Source organism: Tritonibacter scottomollicae, from assembly GCF_003003215.1.
GTDB classification, from domain to species: domain Bacteria; phylum Pseudomonadota; class Alphaproteobacteria; order Rhodobacterales; family Rhodobacteraceae; genus Epibacterium; species Epibacterium scottomollicae.
On sequence record NZ_PVUF01000004.1, the window covers coordinates 18,363 to 45,326 of the forward strand.

The 26,964-nt window shown below is 62.1% G+C and carries 22 protein-coding genes; 9 read left to right on the top strand and 13 right to left on the bottom strand.

What is annotated here, in order from left to right; all coding sequences use genetic code 11:
* Window positions 1–302: 302 nt before the first annotated feature.
* The 7 genes from CLV89_RS08015 (at window position 303) to CLV89_RS08045 (ending at window position 9,937) form a co-directional block, all read left to right on the top strand.
* The gene (locus CLV89_RS08015; RefSeq protein ID WP_106163143.1) at window positions 303–1,160 is read left to right on the top strand and encodes a metalloregulator ArsR/SmtB family transcription factor; all 858 of its coding nucleotides are present in this window, start codon (window positions 303–305) and stop codon (window positions 1,158–1,160) included.
* A gap of 14 nt (window positions 1,161–1,174) precedes the next feature.
* On the top strand, window positions 1,175–2,173 hold the full coding sequence (locus tag CLV89_RS08020; RefSeq protein ID WP_106163144.1) for an ArsJ-associated glyceraldehyde-3-phosphate dehydrogenase: 999 nt from the start codon (window positions 1,175–1,177) through the stop codon (window positions 2,171–2,173).
* Between the two features lie 35 nt (window positions 2,174–2,208).
* Window positions 2,209–3,450: an organoarsenical effux MFS transporter ArsJ gene (gene arsJ, locus CLV89_RS08025; RefSeq protein WP_423837296.1), complete on the top strand. Its 1,242-nt coding sequence runs from the start codon at window positions 2,209–2,211 to the stop codon at window positions 3,448–3,450.
* On the top strand, window positions 3,447–4,469 hold the full coding sequence (gene arsB / locus CLV89_RS08030) for an ACR3 family arsenite efflux transporter (protein ID WP_106163146.1): 1,023 nt from the start codon (window positions 3,447–3,449) through the stop codon (window positions 4,467–4,469). The genes arsJ and arsB overlap by 4 nt, the downstream gene beginning before the upstream one ends.
* 116 nt (window positions 4,470–4,585) lie before the next feature.
* Entirely contained in the window at window positions 4,586–5,137 is a 552-nt protein-coding gene (locus CLV89_RS08035; RefSeq protein WP_106163147.1) for an ImuA family protein, read from the top strand.
* Window positions 5,079–6,557: a Y-family DNA polymerase gene (locus CLV89_RS08040; RefSeq protein WP_106163148.1), complete on the top strand. Its 1,479-nt coding sequence runs from the start codon at window positions 5,079–5,081 to the stop codon at window positions 6,555–6,557. Before CLV89_RS08035 ends, CLV89_RS08040 begins: the two co-directional genes overlap by 59 nt.
* Window positions 6,554–9,937, top strand: coding sequence for an error-prone DNA polymerase (locus tag CLV89_RS08045; RefSeq protein ID WP_106163149.1), 3,384 nt, complete (start codon window positions 6,554–6,556; stop codon window positions 9,935–9,937). The genes CLV89_RS08040 and CLV89_RS08045 overlap by 4 nt, the downstream gene beginning before the upstream one ends.
* A gap of 105 nt (window positions 9,938–10,042) precedes the next feature.
* Here the strand turns inward: CLV89_RS08045 and CLV89_RS08050 are convergent, their stop codons facing one another.
* The 5 genes from CLV89_RS08050 to CLV89_RS08070 all read right to left on the bottom strand — a co-directional run bounded on the left by CLV89_RS08050 (window position 10,043) and on the right by CLV89_RS08070 (window position 15,039).
* On the bottom strand, window positions 10,043–11,242 hold the full coding sequence (locus CLV89_RS08050; protein WP_106163150.1) for a winged helix-turn-helix domain-containing protein: 1,200 nt from the start codon (window positions 11,240–11,242) through the stop codon (window positions 10,043–10,045).
* Window positions 11,243–11,317: 75 nt separating this feature from the next.
* Window positions 11,318–12,820 carry a tripartite tricarboxylate transporter permease gene (locus tag CLV89_RS08055; RefSeq protein WP_106163151.1) on the bottom strand — a complete coding sequence of 501 codons (1,503 nt, stop codon included), beginning with the start codon at window positions 12,818–12,820 and terminating at the stop codon, window positions 11,318–11,320.
* 9 nt (window positions 12,821–12,829) lie between these two features.
* Window positions 12,830–13,261, bottom strand: a complete 432-nt coding sequence (locus tag CLV89_RS08060; protein WP_106163152.1) for a tripartite tricarboxylate transporter TctB family protein — start codon at window positions 13,259–13,261, stop codon at window positions 12,830–12,832.
* A complete protein-coding gene (locus tag CLV89_RS08065) occupies window positions 13,258–14,235 on the bottom strand; it encodes a Bug family tripartite tricarboxylate transporter substrate binding protein (RefSeq protein WP_106163153.1) in 978 nt (325 codons plus the stop codon). Before CLV89_RS08065 ends, CLV89_RS08060 begins: the two co-directional genes overlap by 4 nt.
* Before the next feature lie 66 nt (window positions 14,236–14,301).
* Window positions 14,302–15,039 carry a GntR family transcriptional regulator gene (locus tag CLV89_RS08070; RefSeq protein ID WP_106163154.1) on the bottom strand — a complete coding sequence of 246 codons (738 nt, stop codon included), beginning with the start codon at window positions 15,037–15,039 and terminating at the stop codon, window positions 14,302–14,304.
* 67 nt (window positions 15,040–15,106) lie between these two features.
* Between CLV89_RS08070 and CLV89_RS08075 the strand changes: the two genes are divergently transcribed.
* Together CLV89_RS08075 and CLV89_RS08080 are read left to right on the top strand one after the other, a co-directional pair.
* Window positions 15,107–16,072, top strand: a complete 966-nt coding sequence (locus CLV89_RS08075) for a hydroxymethylglutaryl-CoA lyase (RefSeq protein WP_106163155.1) — start codon at window positions 15,107–15,109, stop codon at window positions 16,070–16,072.
* Entirely contained in the window at window positions 16,069–17,238 is a 1,170-nt protein-coding gene (locus tag CLV89_RS08080) for a CaiB/BaiF CoA transferase family protein (RefSeq protein ID WP_106163156.1), read from the top strand. Before CLV89_RS08075 ends, CLV89_RS08080 begins: the two co-directional genes overlap by 4 nt.
* 33 nt (window positions 17,239–17,271) lie before the next feature.
* Here the strand turns inward: CLV89_RS08080 and CLV89_RS08085 are convergent, their stop codons facing one another.
* The 8 genes from CLV89_RS08085 to CLV89_RS08120 form a co-directional block, all read right to left on the bottom strand.
* A complete protein-coding gene (locus CLV89_RS08085; protein WP_106163157.1) occupies window positions 17,272–18,165 on the bottom strand; it encodes a 2-oxo acid dehydrogenase subunit E2 in 894 nt (297 codons plus the stop codon).
* A 10-nt stretch (window positions 18,166–18,175) separates the two neighbouring features.
* On the bottom strand, window positions 18,176–19,606 hold the full coding sequence (locus CLV89_RS08090; RefSeq protein WP_106163158.1) for an NAD-dependent succinate-semialdehyde dehydrogenase: 1,431 nt from the start codon (window positions 19,604–19,606) through the stop codon (window positions 18,176–18,178).
* A 29-nt stretch (window positions 19,607–19,635) separates the two neighbouring features.
* On the bottom strand, window positions 19,636–20,955 hold the full coding sequence (locus tag CLV89_RS08095; protein WP_106163159.1) for a biotin/lipoyl-containing protein: 1,320 nt from the start codon (window positions 20,953–20,955) through the stop codon (window positions 19,636–19,638).
* Window positions 20,945–21,988: an alpha-ketoacid dehydrogenase subunit beta gene (locus CLV89_RS08100; RefSeq protein WP_279327874.1), complete on the bottom strand. Its 1,044-nt coding sequence runs from the start codon at window positions 21,986–21,988 to the stop codon at window positions 20,945–20,947. Before CLV89_RS08100 ends, CLV89_RS08095 begins: the two co-directional genes overlap by 11 nt.
* The gene (locus tag CLV89_RS08105; protein ID WP_106163161.1) at window positions 21,954–22,958 is read right to left on the bottom strand and encodes a thiamine pyrophosphate-dependent dehydrogenase E1 component subunit alpha; all 1,005 of its coding nucleotides are present in this window, start codon (window positions 22,956–22,958) and stop codon (window positions 21,954–21,956) included. The genes CLV89_RS08100 and CLV89_RS08105 overlap by 35 nt, the downstream gene beginning before the upstream one ends.
* A 65-nt stretch (window positions 22,959–23,023) precedes the next feature.
* Entirely contained in the window at window positions 23,024–24,334 is a 1,311-nt protein-coding gene (locus tag CLV89_RS08110) for a M24 family metallopeptidase (protein WP_106163162.1), read from the bottom strand.
* A gap of 64 nt (window positions 24,335–24,398) precedes the next feature.
* A complete protein-coding gene (locus CLV89_RS08115; protein WP_106163163.1) occupies window positions 24,399–25,208 on the bottom strand; it encodes an SDR family NAD(P)-dependent oxidoreductase in 810 nt (269 codons plus the stop codon).
* 18 nt (window positions 25,209–25,226) lie between these two features.
* Entirely contained in the window at window positions 25,227–26,942 is a 1,716-nt protein-coding gene (locus tag CLV89_RS08120) for an ABC transporter substrate-binding protein (RefSeq protein WP_243394967.1), read from the bottom strand.
* Window positions 26,943–26,964 lie beyond the last annotated feature (22 nt).

The following is a 26,964-nucleotide window of genomic DNA, read 5'->3' on the forward strand; positions in this document are numbered from 1 at the left end:
TGCGCAAGCGATGCTATGGCAGAACGTGCTTTGAGACGTAGGAGTTTCAAAAAAATCCATAGAATGGATGAACATCTTTTAAGCGGGCCGTCCAGGTGTCTGCAAAGGTGTAAAACCCATGCCGGCGTTCGAAGCGTCATTTCAATCGGTCTGAATGTCCGTAAGGGACATGCAAGGACCGGGGGCGGGCCTTCGGATGACTGCTATCTTCCTCTCTTCAAGGCAGACACACACCTTACATGTGCAGGGCGCCACCGATGTTTTTGCTTGCTGAAACTTTATATTTCGATAAAACGCGAAATATGGAAAAAGAGATTCCCCTTCGCCTCGCCGTCCTTGGCCACCCGCATCGCCTTTCGGTGTTGCGGCTGCTGATGCGCCGGTATCCGGACCGTGTTCCCGCAGGTGAGATCAGCGCGGCACTGGATGTGAAACCCAGTACATTGTCGTCATATCTTTCTGCTTTAATGCAGGTCGGGCTGGTGACCAAAGCCCGTGAGGGGACCTGGCTGTACTATCGCGCCAACGTCCCCGCCATGACGGAGACGCTGAATGCGCTGGTTGTCGACTGCTGTCGGGGACGCCCTGAATTGTGCCTTCCGTTCCAAACAGACCCGCGATCGGAGATCGAACGCATGACTGAACAGACTTATAATGTCCTTTTTATCTGCACCGGAAATTCTGCCCGCTCCATCTTTGCGGAAACGCTTTTGCGCAGTGAGGGGGGGGACCGTTTCAACGTCTATTCGGCTGGAATAAGACCATATTCAGAGTTGAACCCCGTTGCGCTCGACGTGCTGCGTGCCAAGGGGCATGAAACAGCCAACCTGCGCGCCAAGAATGTCAGCGAATTCATCGGCGACACCGCTCCCAAGTTCGATTTTGTCTTTACGGTGTGCGACCAGGCCGCGAACGAGGAATGTCCCGCGTGGGACGGCCAGCCCATTTCGGGCCATTGGGGCATGCCGGACCCGGTGAAGGCCGAAGGCAGCCAGGCCGAACAGAGCCTCGCATTTCAGCAGGCATACGGCACCCTGAAGAACCGCATTCGCGCCTTTGCCGCGCTGCCCTTTGCTGAGCTGGACCGGGTTTCGCTGCAACGTGCGGTGGATGACATTGGCCAGTCGCACTGTGCTGAGCCTGAACACCTGACCATATAGATCGAGGATACATCATGACCGTTTACGCATTGAACGGCCTTGGCCGGATGGGCAAGCTGGCCCTGAAGCCGCTGCTGGAGAGCGGTGCCGAAATTGCCTGGATCAACGACGCGGTGGGGGATGCGCAGATGCATGCGCATCTGTTGGAATTCGACTCCGTGCATGGCCGTTGGCAGGCGGAGATTTCGTCTGACGCTGACAGCATCACCATTGATGGTGCCCGGCTTCCCGTTCACGCCAGCCGGCGCATCGAAGATCTGCCGCTGGCGGGCGTGGATGTGGTGATCGACTGCACCGGCGTCTTCAAGAGCGAGGCCAAGCTGGCGCCCTATTTCGAGGCCGGTGTGAAAAAAGTCGTAGTGTCCGCCCCGGTCAAGGACGGCGAGACCGCCAATATCGTCTATGGCGTCAATGATGATGTCTACGACGCCGCGCGCCACCACATCGTGACCGCCGCCAGCTGCACCACCAACTGCCTTGCGCCGGTGGTGAAGGTCCTGCACGAGAATATCGGCATCAAACACGGCTCGATCACCACGATCCATGATGTGACCAACACCCAGACCATTGTTGACCGACCCGCCAAGGATCTGCGGCGCGCACGTTCGGCGCTGACCAATCTGATCCCGACCACCACCGGCTCTGCCACTGCGATCACGCTGATCTACCCGGAACTCACCGGAAAGCTGAACGGTCACGCGGTGCGGGTGCCGCTGCTCAATGCCTCGATCACCGATTGCGTCTTTGAAGTGGCGCGCGAGACCACTGCCGAAGAGGTCAACGCCCTGTTCAAACAGGCCGCCGAGGGCGCGCTCTCTGGCATTCTCGGGTATGAGGAACGGCCGCTGGTCTCGTCTGATTACACCAACGACACACGCTCGTCGATCGTGGATGCGCCCTCGACCATGGTGGTCAACGGCACCCAGGTGAAGATCTACGCCTGGTACGACAACGAGATGGGCTATGCCCACCGGCTGGTGGATGTGGCCAAGATGGTGGGTGACAGCCTGTGACCTCCGCGCCCGCGCAAAACGGCCTGGCCGCCTATATGGCGGTGACGGCGGCCTATTGGGCCTTCATGCTGACCGATGGCGCCCTCAGGATGCTGGTGCTGCTGCATTTTCACACCCTGGGTTTCAGCCCGGTGCAGCTGGCCTATCTCTTTGTGCTTTATGAAATCGCGGGCATGGTCACCAACCTGTCAGCGGGCTGGATCGCGGCGCGGTTTGGCCTTACCTCGACGCTTTATGCCGGGCTTGGCTTGCAGGTGGTGGCGTTGGTGGCGTTGACGCAGCTTGATCCCAACTGGCAGATCGCCACCTCGGTTGCCTTTGTGATGCTGGTGCAGGGTCTGTCGGGCGTGGCCAAGGATCTGGCCAAGATGGCGTCGAAATCCGCCGTGAAGCTGCTGGCCCCAAAGGACGGCGACGGGCTGTTCCGCTGGGTTGCGGTGCTGACTGGGTCGAAAAATGCGGTCAAGGGCCTTGGCTTCCTGCTGGGGGCTGCACTGCTGGCGCTGGCGGGTTTCACCTGGGCGACCCTTGGCATGGCCATCATCCTCGGGCTGATCCTGATCGCGGTGCTGATCGCCATGCCCGCAGGCCTGCCCACCGGGCGCAAGGGCGCAAAATTCTCCGAGGTTTTCTCCAAATCTCGCAATATCAACTGGCTGTCGGCGGCGCGGGTGGTCCTGTTTGGCGCGCGTGACGTCTGGTTCGTGGTCGGCATTCCGGTCTATTTCTACGCCGTCCTGTCGGATGGCACCGAGGACGGCAACCGCGCCGCTTTCTTCCTGATCGGCAGCTTCATGGCGATCTGGATCATCTGCTACGGCGCGATCCAGGCCGCGGCTCCCCGCATCCTGCGGGCGCCGTCGCGCAGCGAGGCCGAGTTGATCGCCGCCGCCCGTCGCTGGGCCGGCATGCTGGCGGTGGTGCCTGCGGTTCTGACCGGCGCGGTGCTTGTTGCAGCCGGACCGGCCCTGTGGCTGACGGTCACACTGGTGATCGGACTGCTGGTCTTTGGCGCTTTGTTTGCGGTGAACTCCGCGCTGCATTCCTATCTGATCCTTGCCTTCTCGAAGGACGAGCGGGTGACGATGGATGTCGGATTTTATTACATGGCCAATGCGGGCGGGCGGCTTCTGGGCACGGTTCTGTCGGGCCTGACCTATCAACTGGGCGGCGTTGCGGCCTGCCTTGGCACCGCTGCGGTGATGATCGCGCTGAGCGCGCTGGCCGCCGGTCGCCTCTCCTCTGCCCCCTCAGACCCCGAGAAAGTCGCCGCATGAATATTTTTGAGCGTTACCTGAGCCTCTGGGTCGCCCTGGCCATGATCGCAGGCATCCTGCTGGGCAGCACCGCGCCGGGGCTGGTCGATCTGGTTGCGCGCGCCGAGGTGGCCAGTGTCAATCTGGTGGTCGCGGTGCTGATCTGGGCGATGGTCTACCCGATGATGATCGGCGTGAACCCCAACAGCCTCAGGGATGTGGCCCGCCAGCCCAAGGGGCTCGCCATCACGCTGGTGGTCAACTGGCTGATCAAACCCTTCACCATGGCCGCGCTTGGGGTGTTGTTCTTCGAGGTGGTCTTTGCCCCCTTCCTGCAGCCCGCAGACGCGCAGCAATATATCGCCGGGCTGATCCTGCTGGGGGCCGCGCCCTGCACCGCGATGGTCTTTGTCTGGTCGCAGCTGACCAAAGGCGACGAGAGCTATACCCTGCTGCAGGTCTCGGTGAATGACCTGATAATGGTGGTGGCCTTTGCCCCGATCGTGGCGTTCCTGCTGGGGGTCACCGATATCGTTGTACCCTGGAGCACGCTGGTCCTGTCGGCGGTGCTGTTTGTGCTGTTGCCGCTGCTGGCCGGTCTCTGGACCCGCAGCCGGCTTGGAGACGAGGCGCGCATCGACGCCTTCCTGGCCCGGATCAAGCCGCTCTCCGTCATCGGCCTGATTGCGACCGTGGTGATCCTCTTTGGCCTGCAGGGGCAGGTGATCCTTGATCGCCCCGTGGTGATCGCGATGATCGCGGTGCCGATCCTGATCCAGAGCTATGGCATCTTCTTTCTCGCCTATGGTGCGGCCTATGCGCTGCGCGTCCCGCATCGCATCGCGGCTCCTTGCGCGCTGATCGGCACGTCGAACTTCTTCGAGCTGGCCGTGGCGGTGGCGATCAGCCTGTTTGGCCTCAACTCCGGCGCCGCGCTGGCCACGGTGGTCGGGGTGCTGGTCGAGGTTCCGGTGATGCTGACCCTGGTGGCCTTTGCCAATCGCACACGGGCACGGTTCGCGACAGGTGACACATCCTGACGGGAGGGGGGCGCACGATGCTGGTTTCGGCAGGTGCGCATCCTGCTGCATCCGTGTAGTATGGTGCCATCAACACGGGTGTTGATTTACCTTCCGGCTCTCTTAACTGTGTGTGCATGACCCCTCCTTCGATGCCTTTTCCGCTTTCCAGAGGTCGCGCCCATGAGGTGTGCGGCGCTGCTGCGTTCTCCTTTGCATTTGGGCTGGCCGCCCGTCTTGGCGGGCAGAGCCTTTGGATCCGCGAATCCTGGGAGACGGGCAAGATCAACCCGGATGGGATTGCGGACTTTATCGATCCTGCCGACCTCCTGCTGTGCCATGCGGACAGCCAGAGAGAGGTTCTGGCCGTCGCCGAAGAGGCCTTGCGCTCTGGGGCGGTGACGCTTGTCGTGATGACGCTGAGCAAGCCCTTGGGCCTGACCGAAGGGCGGCGTTTGCAGTTGGCGGCGCGTGACGGAAACGCTGTCGGGCTTGCCCTTATTCCCGAAGGGATGGGCAGCAATGCTGCGGAAACCAGATGGCGGTGCGATCCGGTTTTTGTCTCCCGGGACTCGACTCTTTTGAAGTGGGAGCTTATCAAGAACAAATCGGGAACGTTAGGTGTCTGGTATGTTCGATGGGATGCAGCGTCGCGTCGTTTCGCTATGGTTTCCCCGGCTGGCAAGTGACCGGGCATTGCGGTCGAGGCCGATTGAGGGGCCGTTCGTCCTCACGCTCAAACAGAAGAATGCAAACCGGGTCTATTGCCTGAATGCAGAGGCTGAACGCCAAGGTTTGCACGCGGGCATGCCTTACTCCGATGCGCGTGCCTTCTGCCCTGATCTGCGCAGCCGGGTGGCGGACCCGCAGGAGGATTTGCGATTTTTGCATGTGCTGCGCCGTTGGGCCACGCAGTATTGTCCCTGGGTGGGGCTGGAGGATGCAGAAGGCCTGGTGCTGGATGTGACCGGGTCGGTGCATCTCTTTGGGGGCGAAGAGGCCCTGCTGGCGGAGATGAGCGGGAAGCTTCAACGCGCAGGGTTTGAGGTGCGGGCCGGTCTCGGCGATACGCGCGGCGCGGCCTGGGCGCTGGCGCATTATGGGGCAGGGGTGGCGCCGACCGGCGATATGCTGTGTGCAATAGGGGCGTTGCCCGTTGCGGCACTGCGGTTGGAGGCGCGCGAAACGGTTGCCCTGCAACGGTTGGGGCTGCGCCGGGTTTCCGATCTGGCTGCGGCCGCGCGTGCGCCACTGACGCGCCGGTTTGGTCCGGGGGTGCTGCGGCGCCTTGATCAGGCTCTGGGGGCACAGCCGGAAGACATCTCGCCACTGGCGGAGGCGCCACACTATGGCGTCCGCATCACCCTGCCGGAGCCTATCGGACTGGTCGATGACGTGATGGCCGGAACACGGCGCCTGCTGGAGCAACTCTGTCACAAGCTCAAGGCGCAGGAGGTCGGTGCGCGCATCCTCTGTCTGACGCTGGATCGTGTGGATCATGACAGCCAGCAGGTCGAATTGCGGCTTGCCCGCCCCCTGCATGATCCGGGGCGTATTCTGCCGCTGTTCGAACGCGGTGTCAGCGACATCGATGCGGGGTTTGGCATCGAGCGCCTGCGCCTTGAGGCGACGCGGGTCGAGGATGTGCATGCAACCCAAATGAACCATGTCTCAGCCGGGCGTAAGGACCAGTTGGAGGATTTGATCACGCGGATCGGCACGCGCATCGGCCTGGATAACATTCAAAGGTTTCTCCCGGCCGACAGCCATATCCCGGAGCGCAGTTTCACACTTTCATCTGCAGCCTATTGCGAACCTCAAAGTGGCTGGGCCCCCGCCCGACCGCGCCCGTTGCTGTTGTTCGCTCCGGAGCCGATCTCTGGCAGTGGCCCGCATCCGCCGCAACGGTTTCGCTGGCGGCGGATGGCGCTGACCACGGGGCGGGCCATTGGTCCTGAACGCATTTGTCCCGAATGGTGGTTGGAAGATGAAAACTGGCGCAGCGGGCTGCGGGATTACTGGCGTGTCGAAACGCAGCAGGGGCGGCGGCTGTGGCTCTTTCACACGCCGCAGGCACCGGGATGGTTTGTGCAGGGGGAGTTCACATGAGCGAAGTCAATCGCACGCCCCGCCCGGTTGAGACGTTTGACCGGAGCATGCGGGGGGGGCATTCGGAGAGCCCCGGTTATGCAGAGCTGTGTGTGACCAGCAATTTCACCTTTCTGACAGGTGCCTCACACCCCGAAGAGCTGGTGGCGCGCGCGGCGGAATTGGGGCTGGCGGCCCTGGCCATCACGGATCGAAATTCCCTGGCGGGTGTGGTGCGGGCCTGGAGCGCCCTGAAGGCGCTGCGGCGCGAGGCAGCAGAGGCTGTTCAAATCAGATCGCAGCACCGTATCGACCCGTCCTCCCGGCAAGAGGTCGGTGTTGCGACGCCAATTGAAAAGCCGGATGTGTTCACTCTGCCCAAGCTGATTGTCGGCTGCCGGCTGGTGTTGCGCGACAGCTCCGTGGATTGGGTCGCCTTGCCCCGCGATCACGCGGCCTATACGCGGCTGACCCGCCTTTTGACACTGGGCAAGCGGCGGGCGTCCAAGGGGGCGTGCCATCTGGACAGCAAGGATCTGTTGGCGTCCTGCCGGGGGATGATCCTGATTGCCTTGCCACAGGCGGGGTTGAGAGAGGCCATTGCCGATATTCAGAAGATGCGGCAGACGTTTTCGCATCACGTCTTTCTGGGGGCGGTTCCGCGCTATGATGGCAGCGATCAGGCCTATCTGGCCCGCTGCGCAGAGGTGGCGCAGAAGACCTGCGCGCCGATGGTGGCGGTGGGGGATGTGCTCTTGCACCGGGCCAGTCGCAGGCAGCTGGCCGATGTGCTGACCTGCATGCGCGAGCATCTCACCATCGACGAGATTGGCAGCCGGGCGCTGCCGAATGCGGAACGCCGGTTGAAGGCGGGCGCGGATATGGCGCGGCTGTTTCGCGACTATCCGGCCGCCCTGCGCCGCACGTTGGAGATCATGGACAAATGCAGCTTTGATCTGGGCGAACTCTCCTATGATTACCCCCATGAGGTGGTCGGGCAGGAAACCCCGCAGGACCGGTTGGCGCGCCTCGCCCAAGACGGGCTGGCCTGGCGCTATCCTGAAGGGCCGTCCGAGCGGGCGATAAACCTGTTGCAAAAGGAACTGGCCCTGGTCGGGGATCTGGGGTTTGCGGCTTATTTCCTGACTGTGCATGACATCGTTCAATTTGCGAAGTCACAGGATATTCTGTGTCAGGGGCGCGGCTCTGCGGCCAATTCGATCCTGTGCTATCTCCTTGGCATCACCGACGTCAGCCCGGATATGATCACCATGGTGTTTGAGCGCTTTGTCTCGAAACACCGGGGCGAGCCGCCGGATATCGACGTGGATTTCGAACATGAGCGTCGCGAAGAGGTGATCCAGTGGATCTATGACAAATATGGCCGTGATCATGCCGGTCTATGCGCCACGGTGATCCATTTTCGATCCCGCGCCGCGATCCGCGAGGTCGGCAAAGTCATGGGATTGTCGCAGGATGTGACGGCGGGATTGTCCGGGCAGATCTGGGGCATGAGCAACGGCGGTGTCGATCCCAAACGTATGCAGGAACTTGGTCTCAACCTTGAAGATCGCCGTCTGATGCAGACCATTCGCCTGATCGGTGAAATCATCGGCTTCCCAAGACATCTGTCGCAGCATGTCGGTGGCTTTGTGATCACCCGGGGGCGGCTGGACGAACTGTCGCCGATCGAAAACGCCGCGATGGAGGACCGAACTGTCATCGAATGGGACAAGGACGACATCGACGCGCTTGGCATTCTGAAGGTCGATGTGCTCTCGCTCGGCATGCTGACCTGCGTGCGCAAGGCCTTTGAACTGCTGCGAGTCCACGAGGGGCGGGAGATGTCTATCGGGGAGGTGCCGCAGGATGATACGCCCACATATGACATGTTGTGCCGGGCGGATGCGGTGGGCGTCTTTCAGGTGGAAAGCCGGGCTCAGATGAATTTTCTGCCGCGGATGAGGCCGCGCGAATTTTATGATCTGGTGATCGAGGTGGCCATCGTGCGCCCGGGGCCCATTCAGGGGAATATGGTCAAACCCTATATCCGCCGTCGGCATGGTCTGGAGCAGCCGGAACCCTTTGGGCCGGACCTTGAGAACGTGACGAAACGCACATTGGGGGTGCCGCTGTTTCAGGAACAGGCCATGCAGATCGCGGTTGTCGGTGCCGGCTTCACGGCCGAAGAGGCGGATCACCTGCGCCGGTCTCTTGCCTCGTTCCGGCGGATGGGAACCATCGGCACGTTTCGGGATAAGTTCATCACCGGCATGTTGGAGAATGGCTATGCCCAGGACGTCGCGGAGCGGTGTTTTTCCCAGATCGAAGGCTTTGCGGATTATGGTTTTCCCGAAAGCCATGCCGCTGCCTTTGCCATGCTGGCCTATGTCTCAGCCTGGCTGAAATGCCATTATCCGGCGATCTTTGCCTGCGCCTTGCTGAACTCACAGCCCATGGGATTTTATGCTCCGGCACAGATCGTGCGGGACGCGCGTGAGCACGGGGTGGAGATCCGTCCGATCTGCGTGAATGCGTCGAAATGGGACAATGCGCTGGAACGCCGTGCGGACGGCAGTCTGGCCCTGCGATTGGGGTTTCGCCAGATCAAGGGGTTCAAGAAGGAGGAGGCGGGCCTGATCGTGGCTGCGCGCGGCAACGGTTATCCCGATCCCGAAGCGCTCTGGCTGCGCGCGGGGCTGCGGCCCGAGGTGCTGACACGGCTGGCCGAAGCGGATGCATTCGCCGATATGGGACTGACCCGCAGGGATGCCCTGTGGCAGGTCAAAGCCATTCGCAGCCCCAGCCCTTTGCCGCTGTTCAACGATCCGATCGACGGCGAAAGCATTCGCGAGCCGGAGGTGGAGTTGCCGGTGATGCATCTGGGAGAGGAGGTGGTCGAAGATTACGTCGCCACCCGGATGACATTGCGCGCCCACCCGATGGAGCTGCTGCGCCCCTCCATTCCGGAACTGGTGCCCCATGCGGCGCTGCAGACCGTGCCAGCGGGGCGCCACACGGTGTGTGGCCTGGTGATCACGCGCCAACGTCCGGGGACGGCCTCGGGGGTTATTTTCCTGACACTGGAAGATGAAACCGGCGTCAGCAATGTGGTCGTCTGGCCAAAGGTCTATGAGCGGTTTCGGCGGATTGTGATGGGGGGGCGGCTGCTGAAAGTGCGGGGCTACCTGCAGCGCGAGGGGATCATCGTGCATCTGATCGCCCAGGAGATTGCCGACATGTCCTACAAGCTCGCAGAGCTTGGCCACCCGCTGGAGGATGCGGTCGGCATAACGCAACCTCAGGCGGATGATGCGCCGCGCAAACAGAACACCGGCGCCAGTGCACGGCACCCGAGAGAGCAGGCCAAACGGTTGTTCCCAAGTCGTGACTTTCATTAAGGGCGGGCGGCGGCCGGGGTTATCATGCACCAAGGTCACGCGACATCCCGACATGGCCCCGACACGGCGACCGTTGTCGGCAAACTGGAATTCCCAAGCCCGTCTTCAGCAGCGCAGCCAGTCCTCGGCGAAGCGCACGACCTCGGTTCCGGCCAGCTTTTGCACGCGGTCCAGCTCTGCGATCAGCCCGGAGCGCCGCTGTTTGCCCATCGCGACGCCAGCCTCCGGCCAGAAGGCACGCACCTGCAACACCTCGCCACTGCGCTTGCAGTCGATCCGGCCGATCAGGCGATCCCCCTGCAGAACCGGAAAAACGTAATACCCATAGCGCCGCTTGGCTTCGGGGACGAAAATCTCGATCCGGTAGTGAAATCCGAAAAGGCGCTCGGTGCGGGCGCGATCACGCAGCGCCGGGTCAAAGGGTGACAGGAGACGCACGCGTGTCGATGGGCTGGGCAGCTCTGCGGCCTGCGCAAGCAGAGCCTGCGTTGTATAACTCCGGCGGCAGGTGCCGTCGGCCTGTTCGATGTCGGCCTCGACGATCTGTCCCGAAGCCAATGCCGCGGCGCACCAGTGTTTGGCCTCGGCGCGGGTCACGATGTCGAAGAAGGCCGCCAATTCCCCACTGGTGCCAAAGCCAAGCCGATTGAGAGCGGCGGACATGGCCCAATCGACGATCTCGGCCTCTGAATGTCGTGCGTTCAAGGTTTCAGCAGGGATGACCCGTTCGCTGAGGTCGTAAAATTTGCGAAAGCCCACACGGTGACAAATGGCCAACCTGCCGGACCGCCAGAGGAACTCCAGCGCGGTTTTGGAGGGGTGCCAGTCCCACCACCCGGATGAGCCCTTCTTTTCACCGTCTCCGACATCCTTGGAGCAGGTCGGACCATGGTCGGAGATATGGCGCAGAACGGTGTCGATCTCGGAGGTCCAGCCGGGGCGGCGCCCGTCCTGCCAACGCCGCTGCATGCGCGCTTCATCGCGGGCAAATTTCAGGCGCCACTGCGGGTAGAATTGCATCGGAATAGCCGCCGCGTCATGGGTCCAGTGCTCGAAGGCCGAGCGATCATTTGCAACCAAACGCTCCAATGCGCGCGGGCGATACTGGCCGCGTCGAGACCAGAGGATGAGGTCATGCGCGCGGGCGAGCGTGTTGACGCTGTCGATCTGGACAAAGCCCAGATCATCAAGGACTTGGTCGAGATCCGCGCCTTTCCCGGCGCCGGATCTCTGTTGCAGCAACAGATGTCGATCCAGAAACAGGCGACGGGCGGTTTGATTGTCGAGAAAAAAGGAGCGTGTCATCGGGGAACCATAGCGCGGCGTGGCTCCGCTGACAGGTGAAAACGGGCAAGCGCCCGCAATGCGGGCGCTTGCATGTCATTTTGCAGAACGTGGCCCGCGGCGACGCATCGCGATCCCAAAGGAAAACGCCAACATCAGTGCGGTGAAGGCATAGATCGCCAGAGCAATCGGACTTTGCAGGAGGATATTGAAATCGCCGCCGGAGATCGACAGGGCACGTCGCAGATTGTTTTCCATATCTGCCCCCAGCAAAAGGCCCAGCACCACCGGAACCAGGGAGATATCGAACTTGCGCAGCGCATATCCAAGCAGGCCAAAACCGATCATCACAAACAGGTCAAAGGTCGAATGGCTGATCGAATAGATGCCAATAAAGCTGACCATCACCACAACCGGCATCAGGAACCATTGGGGCAGCGACAGCAGGCGGGTGAATATGCCCACCATTGGAATGTTCAGAAGCAGCAGTACGACATTGGCGAGATAGAGCGCTGCAATCAGCCCCCAGACAAGGTCGGGCTGGCGTTCAAACAGCAGCGGACCCGGCTGGATGTTGAGTGAGACCAAAAGCGCCAGCATCACGGCGGTCGTGCCGCTGCCGGGGACACCCAGTGTCAGCATCGGAATAAGAGCGCCACCGGAGGCTGCGTTGTTGCCGGCTTCGGGTGCGGCGATGCCGCGGGGGTCACCGGTTCCGAATGTGCCGTTCTTGTCGTTCAGCTGCTTCTCCGTGCTATAGGACACAAATGCGCCGAGTGATGCGCCTGCGCCAGGAAGGACGCCGCAGACAAAGCCGATCAAGGCGCCTCGAATCGATGCGCCAAAGCCCTCGAATACCTCACGCAATCGCGGCAACGTCCGACCAAGTTTGACCGGCCCTGCTCCGGAGAGGGCATGGCTTTCGAAATACATGATAATTTCACTGACCGCGAACAGGCCAACGATGGCGACGATCGGATCAAAGCCGTCGTAAAGATGGAACGACCCAAAGGTGAAGCGGGCGGTGCCGGTTCCGGGGTCCAGACCAACACTGGCCAGCAGAAGGCCGATCATGGCCGCCAGCAGCGTCTTGAACGGGTTCACGCCAGTGACTCCACCAATGGTGGCAAAGGCCATGACGTAGAGCGCAAAATAGTCGGCCGGGCCGAAATGGATTGCGGCCTTGGCCAGCAGTGGTGCGAAGAAGGTCAGTCCCAGTGTGGCAACCGTTGCGCCGACGAATGAGGCCACGGCGGAAATGCCAAGCGCCTTTGCCGCCTGACCACGCCGGGCCATGGGATAGCCATCCAGCGTGGTCATGATTGCAGGTTCGTCACCGGGGATATTCAGCATGATGGAACTGATCCGCCCGCCGTACATGCAGCCGTAATAGATGCAGGACAGCATGATCAGCGCGGAGCTGGGTTCGAGTTTCATGGCAAAGGCGACGGGGATCAGGATCGCCACGCCATTAACCGGGCCAAGCCCGGGCAGCGCGCCAATCAGTGTACCGGCGAAACAGCCGAACACCGCCAGCGCGAGGTTGAGCGGCGTCACCGCGACGGCGATGCCGCCGATGAGGGAATTCAGGATGTCCATGCAGTCTCGCTAGCCGAAGGTGGCAGGGGCAAGGGGCAAGGGCAGCCCCAGCAGGTTGTCGAAAATCAAATAGAGCGATACGCCGACCGCAACGCCGGTCACTCCGGCCTTTTTGGGCTCTGCCCCAAACAGCAGCGCGAGGCACGCGGTTCCAAGCATGGTCGACAGCGGGAAACCCAATGGCTCCAGCAGAAGAACATAGCCGACAAGAACGGCAAGCGTGAAGGCCTGCCGGATAAAGGCCGGCAGCGGTTGTGCGTCGGGATTGGGGTCAGGGCGCAGGATCAGCCCGAGGCTGAGAAGGGCCGCCGCAGCGGCCACCATCTGCGGAAACAACGCCGGGCCCAGGGGATCCCCGAAACCGGCCTTGTAGTCGCGCGCGACCCAGACGGCCGAGACCGAGACCATAAAGATCACGGCCCCGGCAATGCGGTCGATCATTGGATGACCCCGATGCTGCGCGAGATGTCTTCCATCTGCTTGGCTTGCTCTGCGACATAGGCTTCGAAGGCCTCACCGCCACGCCACACAGTAATGAGACCATTCGCCTCGGCGGCCTCTTTCCACTCGGCGGTGTCAAAGAGTGACTTCAGTTCCTCGACCCAGGCCTGATATTCCGCGTCCGAGACATCGCCGCCGGTATAAAACCCACGCCAGTTGTATCCGGTTACGTCATAGCCCTGCGCCTTGGCCGTCGGTGCATCCGGAAAGGCCGGGATGGGGTCGTCGGACAGGGCCGCAATGATCCTGATGTCGCCGGATTCCACAAAGCCCGCAATCTCACCAAGGTCCGTGGACACCGCGCCGACCTGACCGCCGAGCATCTGTGTCACCGCAGGGCTGCCGCCGTCAAACTGTACCCAGCGAATTGCCTTATAGGCGTCATCGTCCATGCCCGCTTCATCGGCGAGCATCAGAAGGCGGATGTGATCCCAGCCACCGGCGCCGGAAGATCCTGCCACAGGCACTGACGTTGGATCGGCCTTGAGGGTATTGAGCAGGTCATCGACGGTTTCATATTCCGAATCTGCGGGGACCACGATCACGCCAACATCCGTGCCGAGCATGCCGACCCAGCGCATCACGTCGATACCACCCGGATACTTGCCTTGGGCGATCTGAGTGACGCCAACGGTCGAAGTTGCAACCAGAACGTCGCCGTCATCCGCACGCTTGCCTGCGACGTTGGCAAAGGCGACGGCGCCCACACCGCCGGGCATGTTGGTGACCTGAACGGAGCCCTCTTCAAGACCCAGTTCGGTAAGCAGGCGACCGACGGTGCGGCAGGTGAAATCCCAACCTCCCCCGGGATCGGCAGGGGCAATACATTCTGCCGCGCTCGCAGTAATTGCGCTCGTGGCGGTTAGGCCGGTGGCGAGTATCGCGCCGGCGAGTAGTTTGCGTGTATAGGACATGGTTCCTCCCTTAAGTCCTCGGCCCAAAGGCCATTTTCCCGGAACTCCCACTCCGGGATCGTCTTGCTACGCGTCCGTATCGTTCCGCGCCTGTGCGCTGGTGTGACCCACGACGCCGCGCGTGCCGAGAAAGCGGCGCGCGCCCTCCACGGCCGCCAGAATCTGGTCCCGCACCGCCTGGGTGTGCAACCGGATCTTGCGGGCCGCCTCGTCCTCGTAGCCCGCGGCAACCAGATCGAGGATTTCGCTGTGTTCCTTGAATGCCGCGTCGCGTTGCGTCTTGTCGCTGGCCAGTAGCCAGCGCAGTCGCAACGCGCGACCGACCGCTGCATGGACCGCATCGCGCAGGAACGGGTTACCGGACAACGCCGCCAGCTCCACATGCACGTCGAGCCCGGAGGCCATCCAGTCCTCGACCTCGAAGTCGGTGCGCCCGCGCTCGACGGTGCGGCGCAGCGCGTCGAGGTCTTCGGGACGGGCGCGCCGACATGCGAGGCGCACGGCGGTGTCTTCCAGCTCTTCACGGAATTCGAAGAGATCGTGGATTTCCTGCAGGTCGATCGGCGCGATCATGTATCCGCGCCGTGGGTCACGGACGATCAGTCCTTCGCCGATCAGGGCTGCCAGAGCAGCGCGGATTGGGGTGCGGGACATGCCGTAGCGCTCTTCCAGGGCGCGTTCCGATACAGGTTCTCCGGGGGAAAAGGCCATCGACAGGACATCCCGACGGATTTCCTGAAGTGCGCGTTCCGTGCGCGGCAGCTCCTCTTTGCCTGTCACTTTGTCGCTCGTCATGGTCCGCATTGACCCTCCTTGCGCTAATGGTATACCAACGCGGTCGACCACATCAACAGCTTTTGGAGGAGAGCTCATGACCGAGGTTCCGCTAGACGGGTTTCCCGAGCGCGTGCGCATTGTGGACGTGGGCGCACGTGATGGGCTGCAGGCTTGGCCAGACCCGGTGTCCACTGATGTGAAGATCGAACTGATCAACACGCTGATTGCTGCCGGTGTGCCGCAGTTGGAGGTGACGTCCTTTGTCGCGCCGCGCGCCGTGCCCAATATGGCGGATGCACGTGAGGTCATGGCAGGAATTGACCGCAGCCGGGGTGCAGAGCTGACGGCGTTGGTGCCGAACGCGCGCGGTGCCGAACGCGCGATTGAGGCGGGCGTCGATGCGATGGTGGTGTTTCTGTCTGCTTCGGAAAGTCACAATCGGGCCAATGTGAATTGCAGCCGCGACAAGTCGCTGGCCGCAGCGGCGGAGATCGCTCGTATGGGGCAGGATGCGGATGTGCCGGTTTATGGTGCCATTGCCACCGCGTTTGGCTGCCCCTTTGAGGGCAATGTCGCGATCGAGGATATTGTGCAGGTGGCGAAGTCCTATGGCGACTGCGGTATCGCGCAGCTTACCCTCGGCGACACAACCGGCATGGCAACGCCCCGACTGGTGCAGGAGCGGTGTCGGACTTTGGCGACCGAGGTGCCTGCGGCGGATATCGCATTGCATTTCCACAATACGCGCGGTGTGGGGCTGGCCTGCGCCTACGCCGGACTGCAGGAAGGGATCACCCGGTTTGAGGCAAGTATCGCCGGGATCGGCGGTTGTCCATTTGCACCCGGCGCAACCGGCAACATCTGTACAGAAGATCTGGTCTACATGCTGCAGGAGAGCGGCGTGGCGACCCGCATAGATCTCGATGCGCTGATTGAGGTCGCGCGACGCACCGAGAAGGCGCTTGGACAGACTTTGCCGGGGCAGGTCATGAAGGCCGGTCCGCGGCTGCGCAGATACGAGCGCGAGGATGTCCGGTCCTCAAGTGGGAGTCGCGAATGATCTCCGGGAATGAGATGAAGCCGCCGCTGGATGGCATTCGCGTCGTCGACCTGACCCGCGTGCTGTCCGGACCATTCTGCTCCATGTTGCTGGGCGACATGGGGGCCGAGGTCATCAAAATCGAAAGCCCGGCGGGGGATCCGGTGCGCGGGCAGGGGCATCACAAGAACGGGTTCTCGTGGTATTTTGCGAGCTTTAACCGCAACAAGAAGTCCGTGGTGCTCGATCTCTATTCCGATGAAGGACGCGACACTCTGGCCCAACTGCTTGAGACTGCGGATGTGTTGCTGGAGAATTTTCGCCCCGGTGTTCTTGCGCGCATGGGGTTCCCGCAAGATCGCCTCGACAGCATAAATCCGCGCCTTATCGTTGCCAGCGTCAATGGATTTGGCTCGACTGGCCCCTATACGGATCGTCCCGCCTTTGATTTTATTGCGCAGGCCATGAGCGGCTTCATGAGCGTCAATGGTCCCGCAGGAGAGCCGCCGCTTCGCGCCGCGCAGCCCGTAACGGACCTCGTGGCGGGGTTGTACACCGCGTTTGGGATCGCATCGGCGCTGCACGGGCGCAACCGCGACGGGGTGGGGCAAGCTGTTGAGACCTCGATGGTGAACGGCGTCTTGAGCATGATGGCCTATCTGGCGTCAGAGCATTTCGTCACCGGAGAAAACCCGCAGCGCACCGGCAACGACCATCCGCTTGTTGCGCCCTACGGGCTCTATAATACGGCTGACGGGCAAATCGCTATTGCGGCATCGAATGATCAGATATTGCGTCGATTGCTGGGTGAAATCGGCTTGCCGAACCTGCTGGACGATCCGCGCTTTGCCAGCAATGATGCGCGTTTTTCGCGGCGCGCGGAGTTGCACGACATTCTCGATGCGGCGCTGGCCACGGATACGCGCGAAAACTGGATTGCCCGATTGAATCGCGCTGGCGTGCCGACTGGGAAGGTCCAGACCCTCAAGGATGTGTTTGAGGACCCGCAGATTCAGGCGCAGAAGATGGCTATCGATGTGCCACACGGTGACCGAGGCGACGTCCGGATGCTGGGCTTTCCGGTGAAATTGTCGCGCACCCCCTGCGAGGTGCGCCTGCCAGCCCCGGAATTAGGCGAACATACCGAGGAGGTTCTGGCTTCATTGCGCAGGCACGCGTCAGGATAACACGCCAATAGGGTGAAGTCCCTAGCGCGCCTCTCAAATCACAAGCCGCCGTGGTTCTGTGAGAAACCCACACAGGCAGGACATGAAGCGCGCGGCATCGGCCCCGTTGATCACCCTGTGGTCGTAGCTCAGATCCAGCGGGGCCTTGAGCACCGGCTTGAAGGCTTCGCCATCCCATTCGGGGACCATCTGCGACCGGGTAATGCCGAGGATCGCCAGCTCCGGCGGATTGACGATCGGGATAAACGCCGAGCCACCGATCCCGCCGAGGTTCGAGATACTCATCGAGGCGCCGCCCATCTCATCGGGGGCAATCTTGCGCGACTGCGACCGAGCGGCCAGATCCGTGATTTCACCTGAAATTTGAAACAGGCCTTTTCTGTCCGCATCCCGAATGACCGGAACCATCAACCCATGCGCCGTGTCCACGGCAATGCCGATGTGAACATAGTCTTTGAGGATCAGCGTCTTGCCGTCTGCGCTGAGCGAGGCGTTGAACGTGGGGAATTCCCGCAGGCTGCGCGCCAGCGCCATGACGTGAAAGGCCAGCGCTGTCAGCTTGATGCCACGGGCCTGCGCGTCCGGTTTCCAGCTCTGGCGCAGCGCTTCGATCGCGGTCATATCCGCCTGATCGTGATGCGTCACCTGCGGGATCAGCGCATTGGCGGCACCAAGATTACCTGCAGCCACCTGCGCGAACCGGCTGAGCGGCTCTTCTGTCACGGGCCCATAGGCACTGTGGTCGACCTGCCAATACTGGGCGTTCTGAGCGGCGCCCGCGTCTCCCGCGTTTGGCGCGCGTGTCGTCGTGGTAAGATCCTCGTGGCCGATGGTGGTGCGGCCCAGATCCTGTGCCAACTGCGCCAGGTCTATGCCCTTGTTCAACGCAGATGCGCGGACCGATGGGGAGGCGATGATATCCGACATATGTGCCTCCTTACCAACTGGCCGAAATATATTGGGTTTCCATGAACTCAAGCATGCCTTCATGGCCGCCCTCGCGGCCCAGTCCCGACTGTTTCACACCACCGAAAGGGGCGGCGGGATCACTGACGAGCCCACGGTTGAGCCCGACCATGCCGTATTCCAGACGTTCGCACAGTTGCAGCGCGCGCTTCATGTCGCGGCTGAAAACATAAGCGACCAGCCCGTATTCCGTAGCATTGGCCCGGGTGATCGCGTCGTCTTCATCTTGGAAGGTCTGTATCGCGGCAACCGGGCCAAAGATCTCGTCATGCACGCAATCAGCGGTTTCCGGCACGTTCGACAGCACCGTGGGCGGGTAGAAATATCCCTTGCCCGCAGGGATGTCGCCGCCACATTCCAGTCTTGCACCCTTGGCGAGCGCGTCCTGCACGAAGCCCGCCACCTTGTCTCTTGTGTCGGCATTGACCAACGGGCCCACGTCGACCGACGGATCGCTGCCATCGCCGACTTTCAGTTCCGACATGGCCGCGCTGAGGCGACGGGTGTATTCCGCCGCCACGCTGTCATGCACGTAGATGCGGTTGGCGGCGGTGCAGGCCTCGCCCAGGTTGCGCATCTTGGCCAGCATGGTGCCGGCCACCGCCTCCTCGATATCTGCATCGTGACAGACAATCAGGGGCGCGTTGCCGCCCAGTTCCATCGCGGGTTTCAGGACCTGATCGGCGGCGGAATGCAGCAGCTTGCGCCCCACTCCGGTGGAGCCGGTAAAGGACACGACGCGGACGCGGGGATCATGCAGCATGTGGTCGACCAACGCGCCGGTGCGCCGCGAGGGCAGCACGTTCACGAGGCCCGGCGGCACCCCGGCCTCTTCCAGCAGCGGCATCAGCGCCAGCATGGTCAGCGGGGTTTCCGAGGCAGGTTTGATAATGACACCACAGCCAGCCGCCAGCGCAGGGGCAATCTTGCGGGTGCCCATGGCGGCGGGGTAATTCCACGGGGTGACCAGCACCGCGAGGCCTGCAGGTTTGTGCTGCACCATGATCCGCGCGCCGGAGGCAGGCGCATGGGTCAAAATCCCGTCTGCCCGCACGGCCTCTTCGGCGAACCAGCGGAAGAACTCGGCCGCATAGGTCGCCTCGCCCATGGCATCGGCCCCGGCCTTGCCATTCTCCAGCGTGATCAGATGGGCAAATGTGTCCAGCCGCGCTGTCATCAGCTCCCAGGCCTTGCGCAGCACTTCGGATCGTTGCCGCGGCGTGCGGGCGGCCCAGTCCTTCATCGCGGTTTCTGCGGCATCCAGCGCGGCGTTTGCATCGGCGATTTCTGCCGAGGCGACGGAGGCCAGAACAGTTTCGGTCGCCGGGTTCACCACGTCAAAGCGGGCGCCCTCGGCGCCAGGGTGCCAGCGGCCGTTTATATAGAGATCCGTGTGGTCCATGTCATACTCCATGGGTCATCAAAATGGGGTCAAAGCAGGTGGCGGAGCGGCTGCTCCAGTCGGCCTGCCGTCTCGGACAGAAGGGTGACCGCTGCGGGCCCGGAGAGTTGTTCGGCGCTGCACTCCAAGGTGAGGGAAAGCCCCTCTCCGCAGGTTGTCAGGGTCAGGACCGGGGCATGTTCGGGCCCGATGGCGACGGTCGTTATCCGCGCTTGCCGCAAGTCGCGCAAAATCAGGTCGGGGGAGGGGTCTTCACCGTCATGCGGCGTGACGCCACCCAATGCGCCGCGCGGTACGTGAAAATGACGCAGTCCCCCTGGTTGCTCGACCGCGACCACCGCGTCATCACGTTCCAGCCCGGCGCCCGCCAGCCCGGCAAGCAGCGCTCTGGGGTCGCCGATATCTGCATGCTCTGCCGCCCAGTTGGTGAAGGCCGCAAGGTCCACAGACGTCAATTCCGCGGTCAGGCGGCGGGCGGGCTGTGACGCCTGTGCCTGCATCGCCTGTGCCTGTGTCGGCAATGCTTTCAGCACCTCCAGATCGCGCACATGATAGGGCTGCGGGTGTCCCGCCTGCACCAAATGCTCCAGATCCAGCCCCTGTTCGCGCGCCAGTCTGCGCGCTTTGGGGGAGGCCAGAATGCGCCCGTCGGAACGGGGCGTCCCCGCTGGTGCCGCATTGGTGCGGCGCTCGGGATCGGGCTTGGGCGGCGGGCTTGGTTTGCGGTTCGTGTCTTCCGCCGCAGGCGGCGTGTTGTTCGCGACCGTCTGTGTGGCATGGCGCCGGACCACAGGTGTGTCCGGGGGCGTGGCGGAAATGATGGCGATAATATCCCCGACGGGCACATCCTCGCCCGCCTCGGCCAATTGTGCAGCGACATAGCCGTCAAAGCCGGCAGGCACCTCAACCGTGCTCTTGTCGGTTTCCACCTCGAACAGAATATCATCCTCTGCCACGGCTTCTCCCGGGGTCTTGTGCCATGCCACCAGTTGCCCGGTGTCTTGCGCCATGCCCAATGTCGGCATGATGACGCTGTTGCCCTCGGGCAGGGCATCCGCTGGGGATGACGCGTTGTCTGACGGCGCAGGGGAGGGGGAGGCGCTGTCGCCGGGGGCGTCCGCGATCCGGGCGATGACATCTCCGACCGGGACATCATCGCCAGCGGCGGCGGCCACATCGGTCAGGAAGCCCGGTTCCTGTGCTTCGACCTCCATCGTGGCCTTGTCGGTCTCCACCTCGAACAGCACGTCGCCCGCCGCAACCGCATCGCCCGATGCCTTGTGCCAGGCGACGATGCGTCCGGTGTCCTGCGCCATGCCGAGCGCGGGCATGATGACGTCAAGCGGCATGGATCATCTCCCCGGCGCAGAGTTTGCGGGCTTGCTCTGCCACGGCCTCGGGTGTCGGGACGGTCAGATCCTCCAATGCGGGCGAGAAGGGGACGGGCACATCCATCGCCCCCATCCGCAGCGCGGGCGCGTCGAGGTGATAAAACGCCTTTTCGTTGATGCGGCTGGCGATCTCTCCGGTGACGCCGTAGCTCTGGTGCCCCTCATCCACCACGATCACGCGGCTTGTTTTCTTGGCGGAGGCCACCAGGGTCGCCTCATCCAGCGGCACGATGGTGCGCGGGTCGATCACCTCTGCGGAAATGCCCTCTGCGGCGAGGAGTTCGGCCGCCTTCTCGCAGACCTGCACCATGGAGGAGGTGCCGATCAGGGTGATATCGCGCCCTTCGCGTTTGACGTTGGCCACGCCAAAGGGGATCAGCAGATCGCCGCCTTCGGGCACCTCGGCCTTGTCGTTGTACATCAGCTTGTCTTCGAAAATCACCACCGGGTTGTCGTCGCGGATGGCGGTTTTCATCAGCCCCTTTGCCTCCAGCGCCGAGGAGGGCATTGCGACCTTCAGCCCCGGAATATGGGCGACCAGCGCGTGCAGGGACTGGCTGTGTTGCGCGGCAGAGCGGCGGGTGGCGCCAAGGTTCGTGCGCAAGACCAAAGGCACATTCAGCTTGCCACCAGACATGTAGTGGGTCTTGGCCGCCTGATTGCAAAGCTGGTCCATGACCAGAAACAGGAAGTCGCCGAACATCAGGTCCACCACCGGGCGGCTTCCGGTCATGGCGGCCCCGACGGCGATGCCCATGAACCCGGGTTCGGCGATCGGCGTGTCGACGACGCGCGCGGTGCCGAATTCCTCGACCAGACCAGACAGGACCTTGAACGGTGTTCCGGCTTCGGCGACATCCTCGCCGATGATGAACACGCTTTCGTCACGGCGCATTTCTTCGGCCAAAGCCTCGTTTACCGCCTGTGACAGGGTAATCTCTCGCATCATTTCCTCCTCAGGCCAGCGCGTGGGGGACGTCGGTGTAGACATGCATGTCGACCTCCGCGCCATCGGGGTAAGGCGCATCAAGCGCGTAGGTGACGGCCTCTTCGGCATCTTTGCGCACGGCTGCGTTCAGCGCCTCGATCTCGTCCTCGGTTGCGATCCCTTCGTCCACAAGCCAGGCCCGGAACCGCACGATGGGGTCGCGGTTGTCTTTCCAGTCGCGTTCCTCATCCTTCGAGCGGTAGTATTCGCGATTGATGTCGCCGACATGGTGGCCGTGGTAGCGGTAGGTCATCAGCTCCATGAAAAATGGACCCTCGCCCTTGCGCGCACGCTCCACCAGCTGCTGGGTCAGTGTATTGACCGCCAGCACGTCCTGACCGTCCACCTGATGCGCCTCGATGCCAAAGGCCTCGGCGCGGGCCGTGATGGAGCCGGCGGCGATTTCATCGGTCTTGGTGTATTCCGAGTAGCCGTTGTTTTCGCAGGCATAAATCACCGGCAGGTTCCACAGGGCGGCCATATTCATGACCTCGTACATCAATCCCTGCGCGGTCGCGCCATCACCGAAAAAGCACACGGCCACGTCGTCGCGCCCGGCCAGTTTGGCGCTGAAGGCGGCTCCGGTCGCAATGCCCATGGATCCTCCGACGATCGCATTGGCGCCGAGGTTGCCGTTGGACTGATCGGCGATATGCATCGAGCCGCCCTTGCCGCGGCAGTAGCCTTCTTCCTTGCCCAGCAGCTCGCAGAACATCTCTTTGAAGGCGGCGCCCTTGGCGACGCAATGGCCATGGCCGCGGTGGGTGGAGGTGATCTTGTCGCTGACCTTCAGGGCCTCGCAGATGCCCACGGCGACGGCTTCTTCGCCCGAATACATATGCGTCAGCCCCGGCATCTTGGCCGAGAGGTACAGCTGGTTGGCGTTGTCCTCGAAGGTGCGGATACGGACCATCTGGCGGTACATGCGCAGATAATCCTCTGAATTTGTCTGGGTCTGTTTGGCAGAACTCATGGTGTGTCTCCGGTCAAAAAATCCCGGCCCCGCAGTGATCGGGGCCGGGCAGGCGGGGAGGTGTCTCAGTACCTGTTGGCGATCGGCAGTTCTTCGGCGGGGAAGAGGCTGATGACTTCGCAACCGGTTTCGGTCACGACGACTTCTTCCTCTATCCGTGCAGCGGAATATCCGTCAGTGGCCGGGCAGTAGGTTTCCAGCGCAAACACCATGCCGGTCTTGATCTCCATCGGATGGTCCATGCTGACCGCACGGCTGATGATTGGGCGTTCGTGCAGTGCCAGGCCGAGGCCATGACCAAACTGCAGGCCAAAGGCCTGATCCTCGTTCGCAAAGCCAAGCGATTGTGCCGTCGGCCAGACTTCGGCAACCTTGTCGGTACTCACACCCGGCTTGATCATCGCGATGGAAGCGTCGATCCATTCGCGCGCTTTCACATAGGCATCGTTTTGCGCCGGAGTTGCGCGGCCGACGTTGAATGTCCGGTAATAACAGGTGCGATAGCCCTGATAGGACTGAAGAATGTCAAAGAAGGCCTGGTCGCCGGGACGGATCAAACGGTCGGTGAAGTTGTGCGGATGCGGGTTACAGCGTTCGCCCGAAATGGCGTTGATCGCCTCCACATCGTCGGAGCCCATCTCGTAGAGCATCTTGTTGGACAGAGCGACGATATCGTTTTCGCGCACGCCGGGTTTCAGCTCTTCATAGATCATGTGATAGACGCCATCGACCATTGCAGCGGCCTGGGTCAGAAGCTGGATCTCATCGGTGTTTTTGATCTCACGCGCTGCCAGCATGATCTGCTGTCCATCAACCACGTTGAGGCCTTCTTCTTTCAGGGCGTGGAACATAGCCGTTTCGGCATAATCCACACCAACGGGCATATCGGCCATTCCGGCATCGCGGATCAATCCGGCGATTTGTTTGGCGTATTTCTGCATCAACCCGAATTCCGGTGGAATGGTGCCCCGCATGCCGACAACGCCAGCAAGGCAGTGACTTGGCTCCAGCCAGTCGGAGTGCCGCTTGTGATGCTCCGCAGCAGAACCGAAATCCCACACATAGGGGCTGTCGTCGCCTGTCAGCAGGCAGAAGCGACACATCTTGTCGCGCTCCCATTCACCGATCTTCGTGGCTGAAACATACCGAATATTGTTCACGTCGAACAAAAGCAGCGTGCCTGCGTTTGAGTTTTTCAGGGATTGACGAGTCCGAGCGAGGCGATATCGACGCAGGCGGTCGTGATCAACGCGACGTTCAAAATCCACGGACATGTGGCCATGGGCCGGCAGCTTCTCGCGCCATTCCCAATTGGGCTCAAGATCCTGCGGTGTGAGCAGGTTCGGCATAAGGGCATTGCCCGGACGTTCTGACATGAGGAACTCCTTTCGGATGCGGCGAAGCCCACCCGTTATGTATTAATTTCAGTGACTTAATGTGTTACTGGATGCACCAGCCGCCATCTATGTGGATCATCTGGCCGGTCATGTAGTCGCTGTCGTCAGAGGCGAGGAAAGACGCGGTGCCGACGATATCCTTGGGATAGGACACCCGCTTGATCTGAAGCGCATCACGCACAATGTCGTCATAGGCCTGACCTTCGCGTTCCTTGAAGCCAATATCGACCAGATCCTTGTCGAGCTGCTCCCAGAGCGGCGTCACCACCACGCCGGGGGCGTAGCCGTTGACGGTGATTTTGTGCTCTGCAAGACCAATCGCCCCACAATGAGTCAGCGCCAGACAGCCGTATTTCGAGGTGCAGTAAACCGTCACATCCACCAGCGGTTTGCGCGAGGCAATGCTGCCCACGTTGATGAGCTTGTAGGGATGATCCTCCATCGGCCCCTGCGCGATCATCTGGCGCGCAGTTTCCTGCATCCCCAGCCACATCGCCTTGGTGTTGACGTTCATGATCATGTCCCAGTTGTCTTCATCAATATCCATGAAGAACCGGGGCTTGTTGAGGCCAGCATTGAACAGACCGATGTTAATGGACCCAAAGGCGTCAACGGTGGCAGCCACAGCGGCGGCGTTGTCCTCGCGCTTGGTCACATCCATTTTGACCGCAATCGCCTTGCCGTTGCCAGCGCTGTTGATCTGGTTCGCCATCGCCTGCGCTTCATCGCCATCAAGGTCGCCGATGCAGACATTAGCCCCCTGCGCGGCAAAGGCTTCGGCGTTGGCAGCCCCCATGCCGCGGGCGGCACCGGTGATCAGGATATTCTTGCCGTTCAGGCGATTGGGGTCCATGGGTCTCTCCTCCTCATGTCACGTAAATTTGTCCGAGCGCAGCATGTCTTCGGCCCGGGACTGGGCGCGGCGCAGGGTTTCGCGCGGGGTCTGGATGCCGCGCAGCATGTCGTGGAATTCCTCGCCGCAGATCTGGATCATTCGGTTGATCCCCGGCATCGGCGGACGCGGCCAGAATTGCAGCTCGTCACGCCAGGACATCGCATCCACCGCCTCGAAGATGGGCGAGATCCGCCGCACTTCGGGGTCTGCGCCCACGGAATAGCGCGGGTTGGTGCGGCTGCCATTCTGCACGTAAAGCTTCTGTGCTTCCGGTGAGGTGAAAACCAGCAGGGCCTCCACCGCGGCCGGCACCCGTTCGGGGGGCAGATTGGCCGGAATGCCCATCACATAGCCTCCAACCGGGGCGACCGGCGTAGCATCCGCACCGCAGGGGTGTGGCAGGTATCCGGTCTGTCCATGGGCAGGCGAGGAGCTGTCGAGTTCGAAATAGGGGGCAAGCAGGGTGTAGCCATAGGCCATGGCCACCTTGCCCGCCGCATAGGGGCGCACCCGCTCGTACCAGGACATCGACAGGATATCGGGTGGCGAATACTGCAGCATCTCCAGCAGATACTCTGCTGCCAGCAAACCGGCAGGTGTGTCTATGGTGGGACGCAGGTCGCCATCCAGCAGCCCGGAGGTGTCAAAGCCGCCAGCGATCACCGGCAGGTCGAGAACAGGCTGACCAAAATCTGCCAGCGTCATCAGCACGGTGTGGCCAAGCGCCGTCCCGCGCGCCGCGTTCCAGGCTATGCCATATCGGCCCTGTTGCGGCTCATGCAGAACCTTGGCCGCATTCAGCAGCGCGTCCGTCGAGGCGGGCGGTTCCAGCCCGGCCTCGGCAAAGAGATCGCGGCGATAGAACAGCAATTCTGGTGTTGTCTGGGCGGGCACGCCGTAGGGACGACCGCCGCAATGGGCCGCGTTCCAGCCTGCCGTGTGGAAATCCGCCGGGTCGAGACGCGCGATATCCATCACGTCGTCCAGCGGCATCAGCACATTCCGCGCGGCAAAGCTGCCAACCCAGGGCAGATCCACGGCGATGATATCGTACCGGCTGGCCTTGCGCTCCGCATTGCGCAGCGCTTCCTCGCGCAGGCGGTCGATGGAAAAGGCGCGCTGGTGGATCTGAGTGCCGATCACCTGTTCGAACTGGCGCTTCAGATTGTCCATCACCATGAAGGTGGGGTCGCCGTGCACCAGAACCCGCAGACCACCAGAGGCCTTCAGCGGTTCGGCCAGAACCTGTAGCGGTGGGATCGACTGCGCCGCCAGATAGGAGCCGCCGAAGTAGTAGTCGGTGGTGTCCTGCGCCGCGCCGCCGCGACCGAAGCGGGCGTCTCCGATGCGGCGCAGGCGTCCTGACAGGCGCATCCACTGGTCAAGCAGCGCTTCGCTTGGATGCATGGAAAAGCTTTTGCCGGTCTTGGTCCGTGGACGCTTCTCTATCAAGCCTGCGTCTGTCATCTCCTTCAGGCGACGGGTTGCGGTGGCATAGGGAACCCGCGCGGCGCCGATCAGTGAGGTCGGGGTGATGACCTTGCCTTCGAGGTGCCCACGCACGAGATGCAGCGCCATCCGATAGAACGGATTTGGCGCAAACAGCTCTATGGTGTCCTCAAGCTCATCAGCGAAGTCATCCAGAAACGACATCATCTGGAGCATTTCGGTTTTGGCCTGGGGCGTTACCATGTTGCCCTCGCTATGTCCGCGC

Coding starts and splice junctions, on each gene's coding strand:
- CLV89_RS08050 (WP_106163150.1), bottom strand. CDS start 11,242: ATGACACGCTCCTTTTTTCTCGACAATCAAACCGCCCGTCGCCTGTTT.
- CLV89_RS08040 (WP_106163148.1), top strand. CDS start 5,079: ATGTTCGATGGGATGCAGCGTCGCGTCGTTTCGCTATGGTTTCCCCGG.
- CLV89_RS08055 (WP_106163151.1), bottom strand. CDS start 12,820: ATGGACATCCTGAATTCCCTCATCGGCGGCATCGCCGTCGCGGTGACG.
- CLV89_RS08060 (WP_106163152.1), bottom strand. CDS start 13,261: ATGATCGACCGCATTGCCGGGGCCGTGATCTTTATGGTCTCGGTCTCG.
- CLV89_RS08095 (WP_106163159.1), bottom strand. CDS start 20,955: ATGCCGCTTGACGTCATCATGCCCGCGCTCGGCATGGCGCAGGACACC.
- CLV89_RS08035 (WP_106163147.1), top strand. CDS start 4,586: ATGACCCCTCCTTCGATGCCTTTTCCGCTTTCCAGAGGTCGCGCCCAT.
- CLV89_RS08080 (WP_106163156.1), top strand. CDS start 16,069: ATGATCTCCGGGAATGAGATGAAGCCGCCGCTGGATGGCATTCGCGTC.
- CLV89_RS08115 (WP_106163163.1), bottom strand. CDS start 25,208: ATGGACCCCAATCGCCTGAACGGCAAGAATATCCTGATCACCGGTGCC.
- CLV89_RS08015 (WP_106163143.1), top strand. CDS start 303: ATGGAAAAAGAGATTCCCCTTCGCCTCGCCGTCCTTGGCCACCCGCAT.
- CLV89_RS08085 (WP_106163157.1), bottom strand. CDS start 18,165: ATGTCGGATATCATCGCCTCCCCATCGGTCCGCGCATCTGCGTTGAAC.
- CLV89_RS08020 (WP_106163144.1), top strand. CDS start 1,175: ATGACCGTTTACGCATTGAACGGCCTTGGCCGGATGGGCAAGCTGGCC.
- CLV89_RS08100 (WP_279327874.1), bottom strand. CDS start 21,988: ATGTCTACACCGACGTCCCCCACGCGCTGGCCTGAGGAGGAAATGATG.
- CLV89_RS08090 (WP_106163158.1), bottom strand. CDS start 19,606: ATGGACCACACGGATCTCTATATAAACGGCCGCTGGCACCCTGGCGCC.
- CLV89_RS08070 (WP_106163154.1), bottom strand. CDS start 15,039: ATGCGGACCATGACGAGCGACAAAGTGACAGGCAAAGAGGAGCTGCCG.
- CLV89_RS08105 (WP_106163161.1), bottom strand. CDS start 22,958: ATGAGTTCTGCCAAACAGACCCAGACAAATTCAGAGGATTATCTGCGC.
- CLV89_RS08120 (WP_243394967.1), bottom strand. CDS start 26,942: ATGGTAACGCCCCAGGCCAAAACCGAAATGCTCCAGATGATGTCGTTT.
- arsJ (WP_423837296.1), top strand. CDS start 2,209: ATGGCGGTGACGGCGGCCTATTGGGCCTTCATGCTGACCGATGGCGCC.
- CLV89_RS08110 (WP_106163162.1), bottom strand. CDS start 24,334: ATGTCAGAACGTCCGGGCAATGCCCTTATGCCGAACCTGCTCACACCG.
- CLV89_RS08075 (WP_106163155.1), top strand. CDS start 15,107: ATGACCGAGGTTCCGCTAGACGGGTTTCCCGAGCGCGTGCGCATTGTG.
- CLV89_RS08065 (WP_106163153.1), bottom strand. CDS start 14,235: ATGTCCTATACACGCAAACTACTCGCCGGCGCGATACTCGCCACCGGC.
- CLV89_RS08045 (WP_106163149.1), top strand. CDS start 6,554: ATGAGCGAAGTCAATCGCACGCCCCGCCCGGTTGAGACGTTTGACCGG.
- arsB (WP_106163146.1), top strand. CDS start 3,447: ATGAATATTTTTGAGCGTTACCTGAGCCTCTGGGTCGCCCTGGCCATG.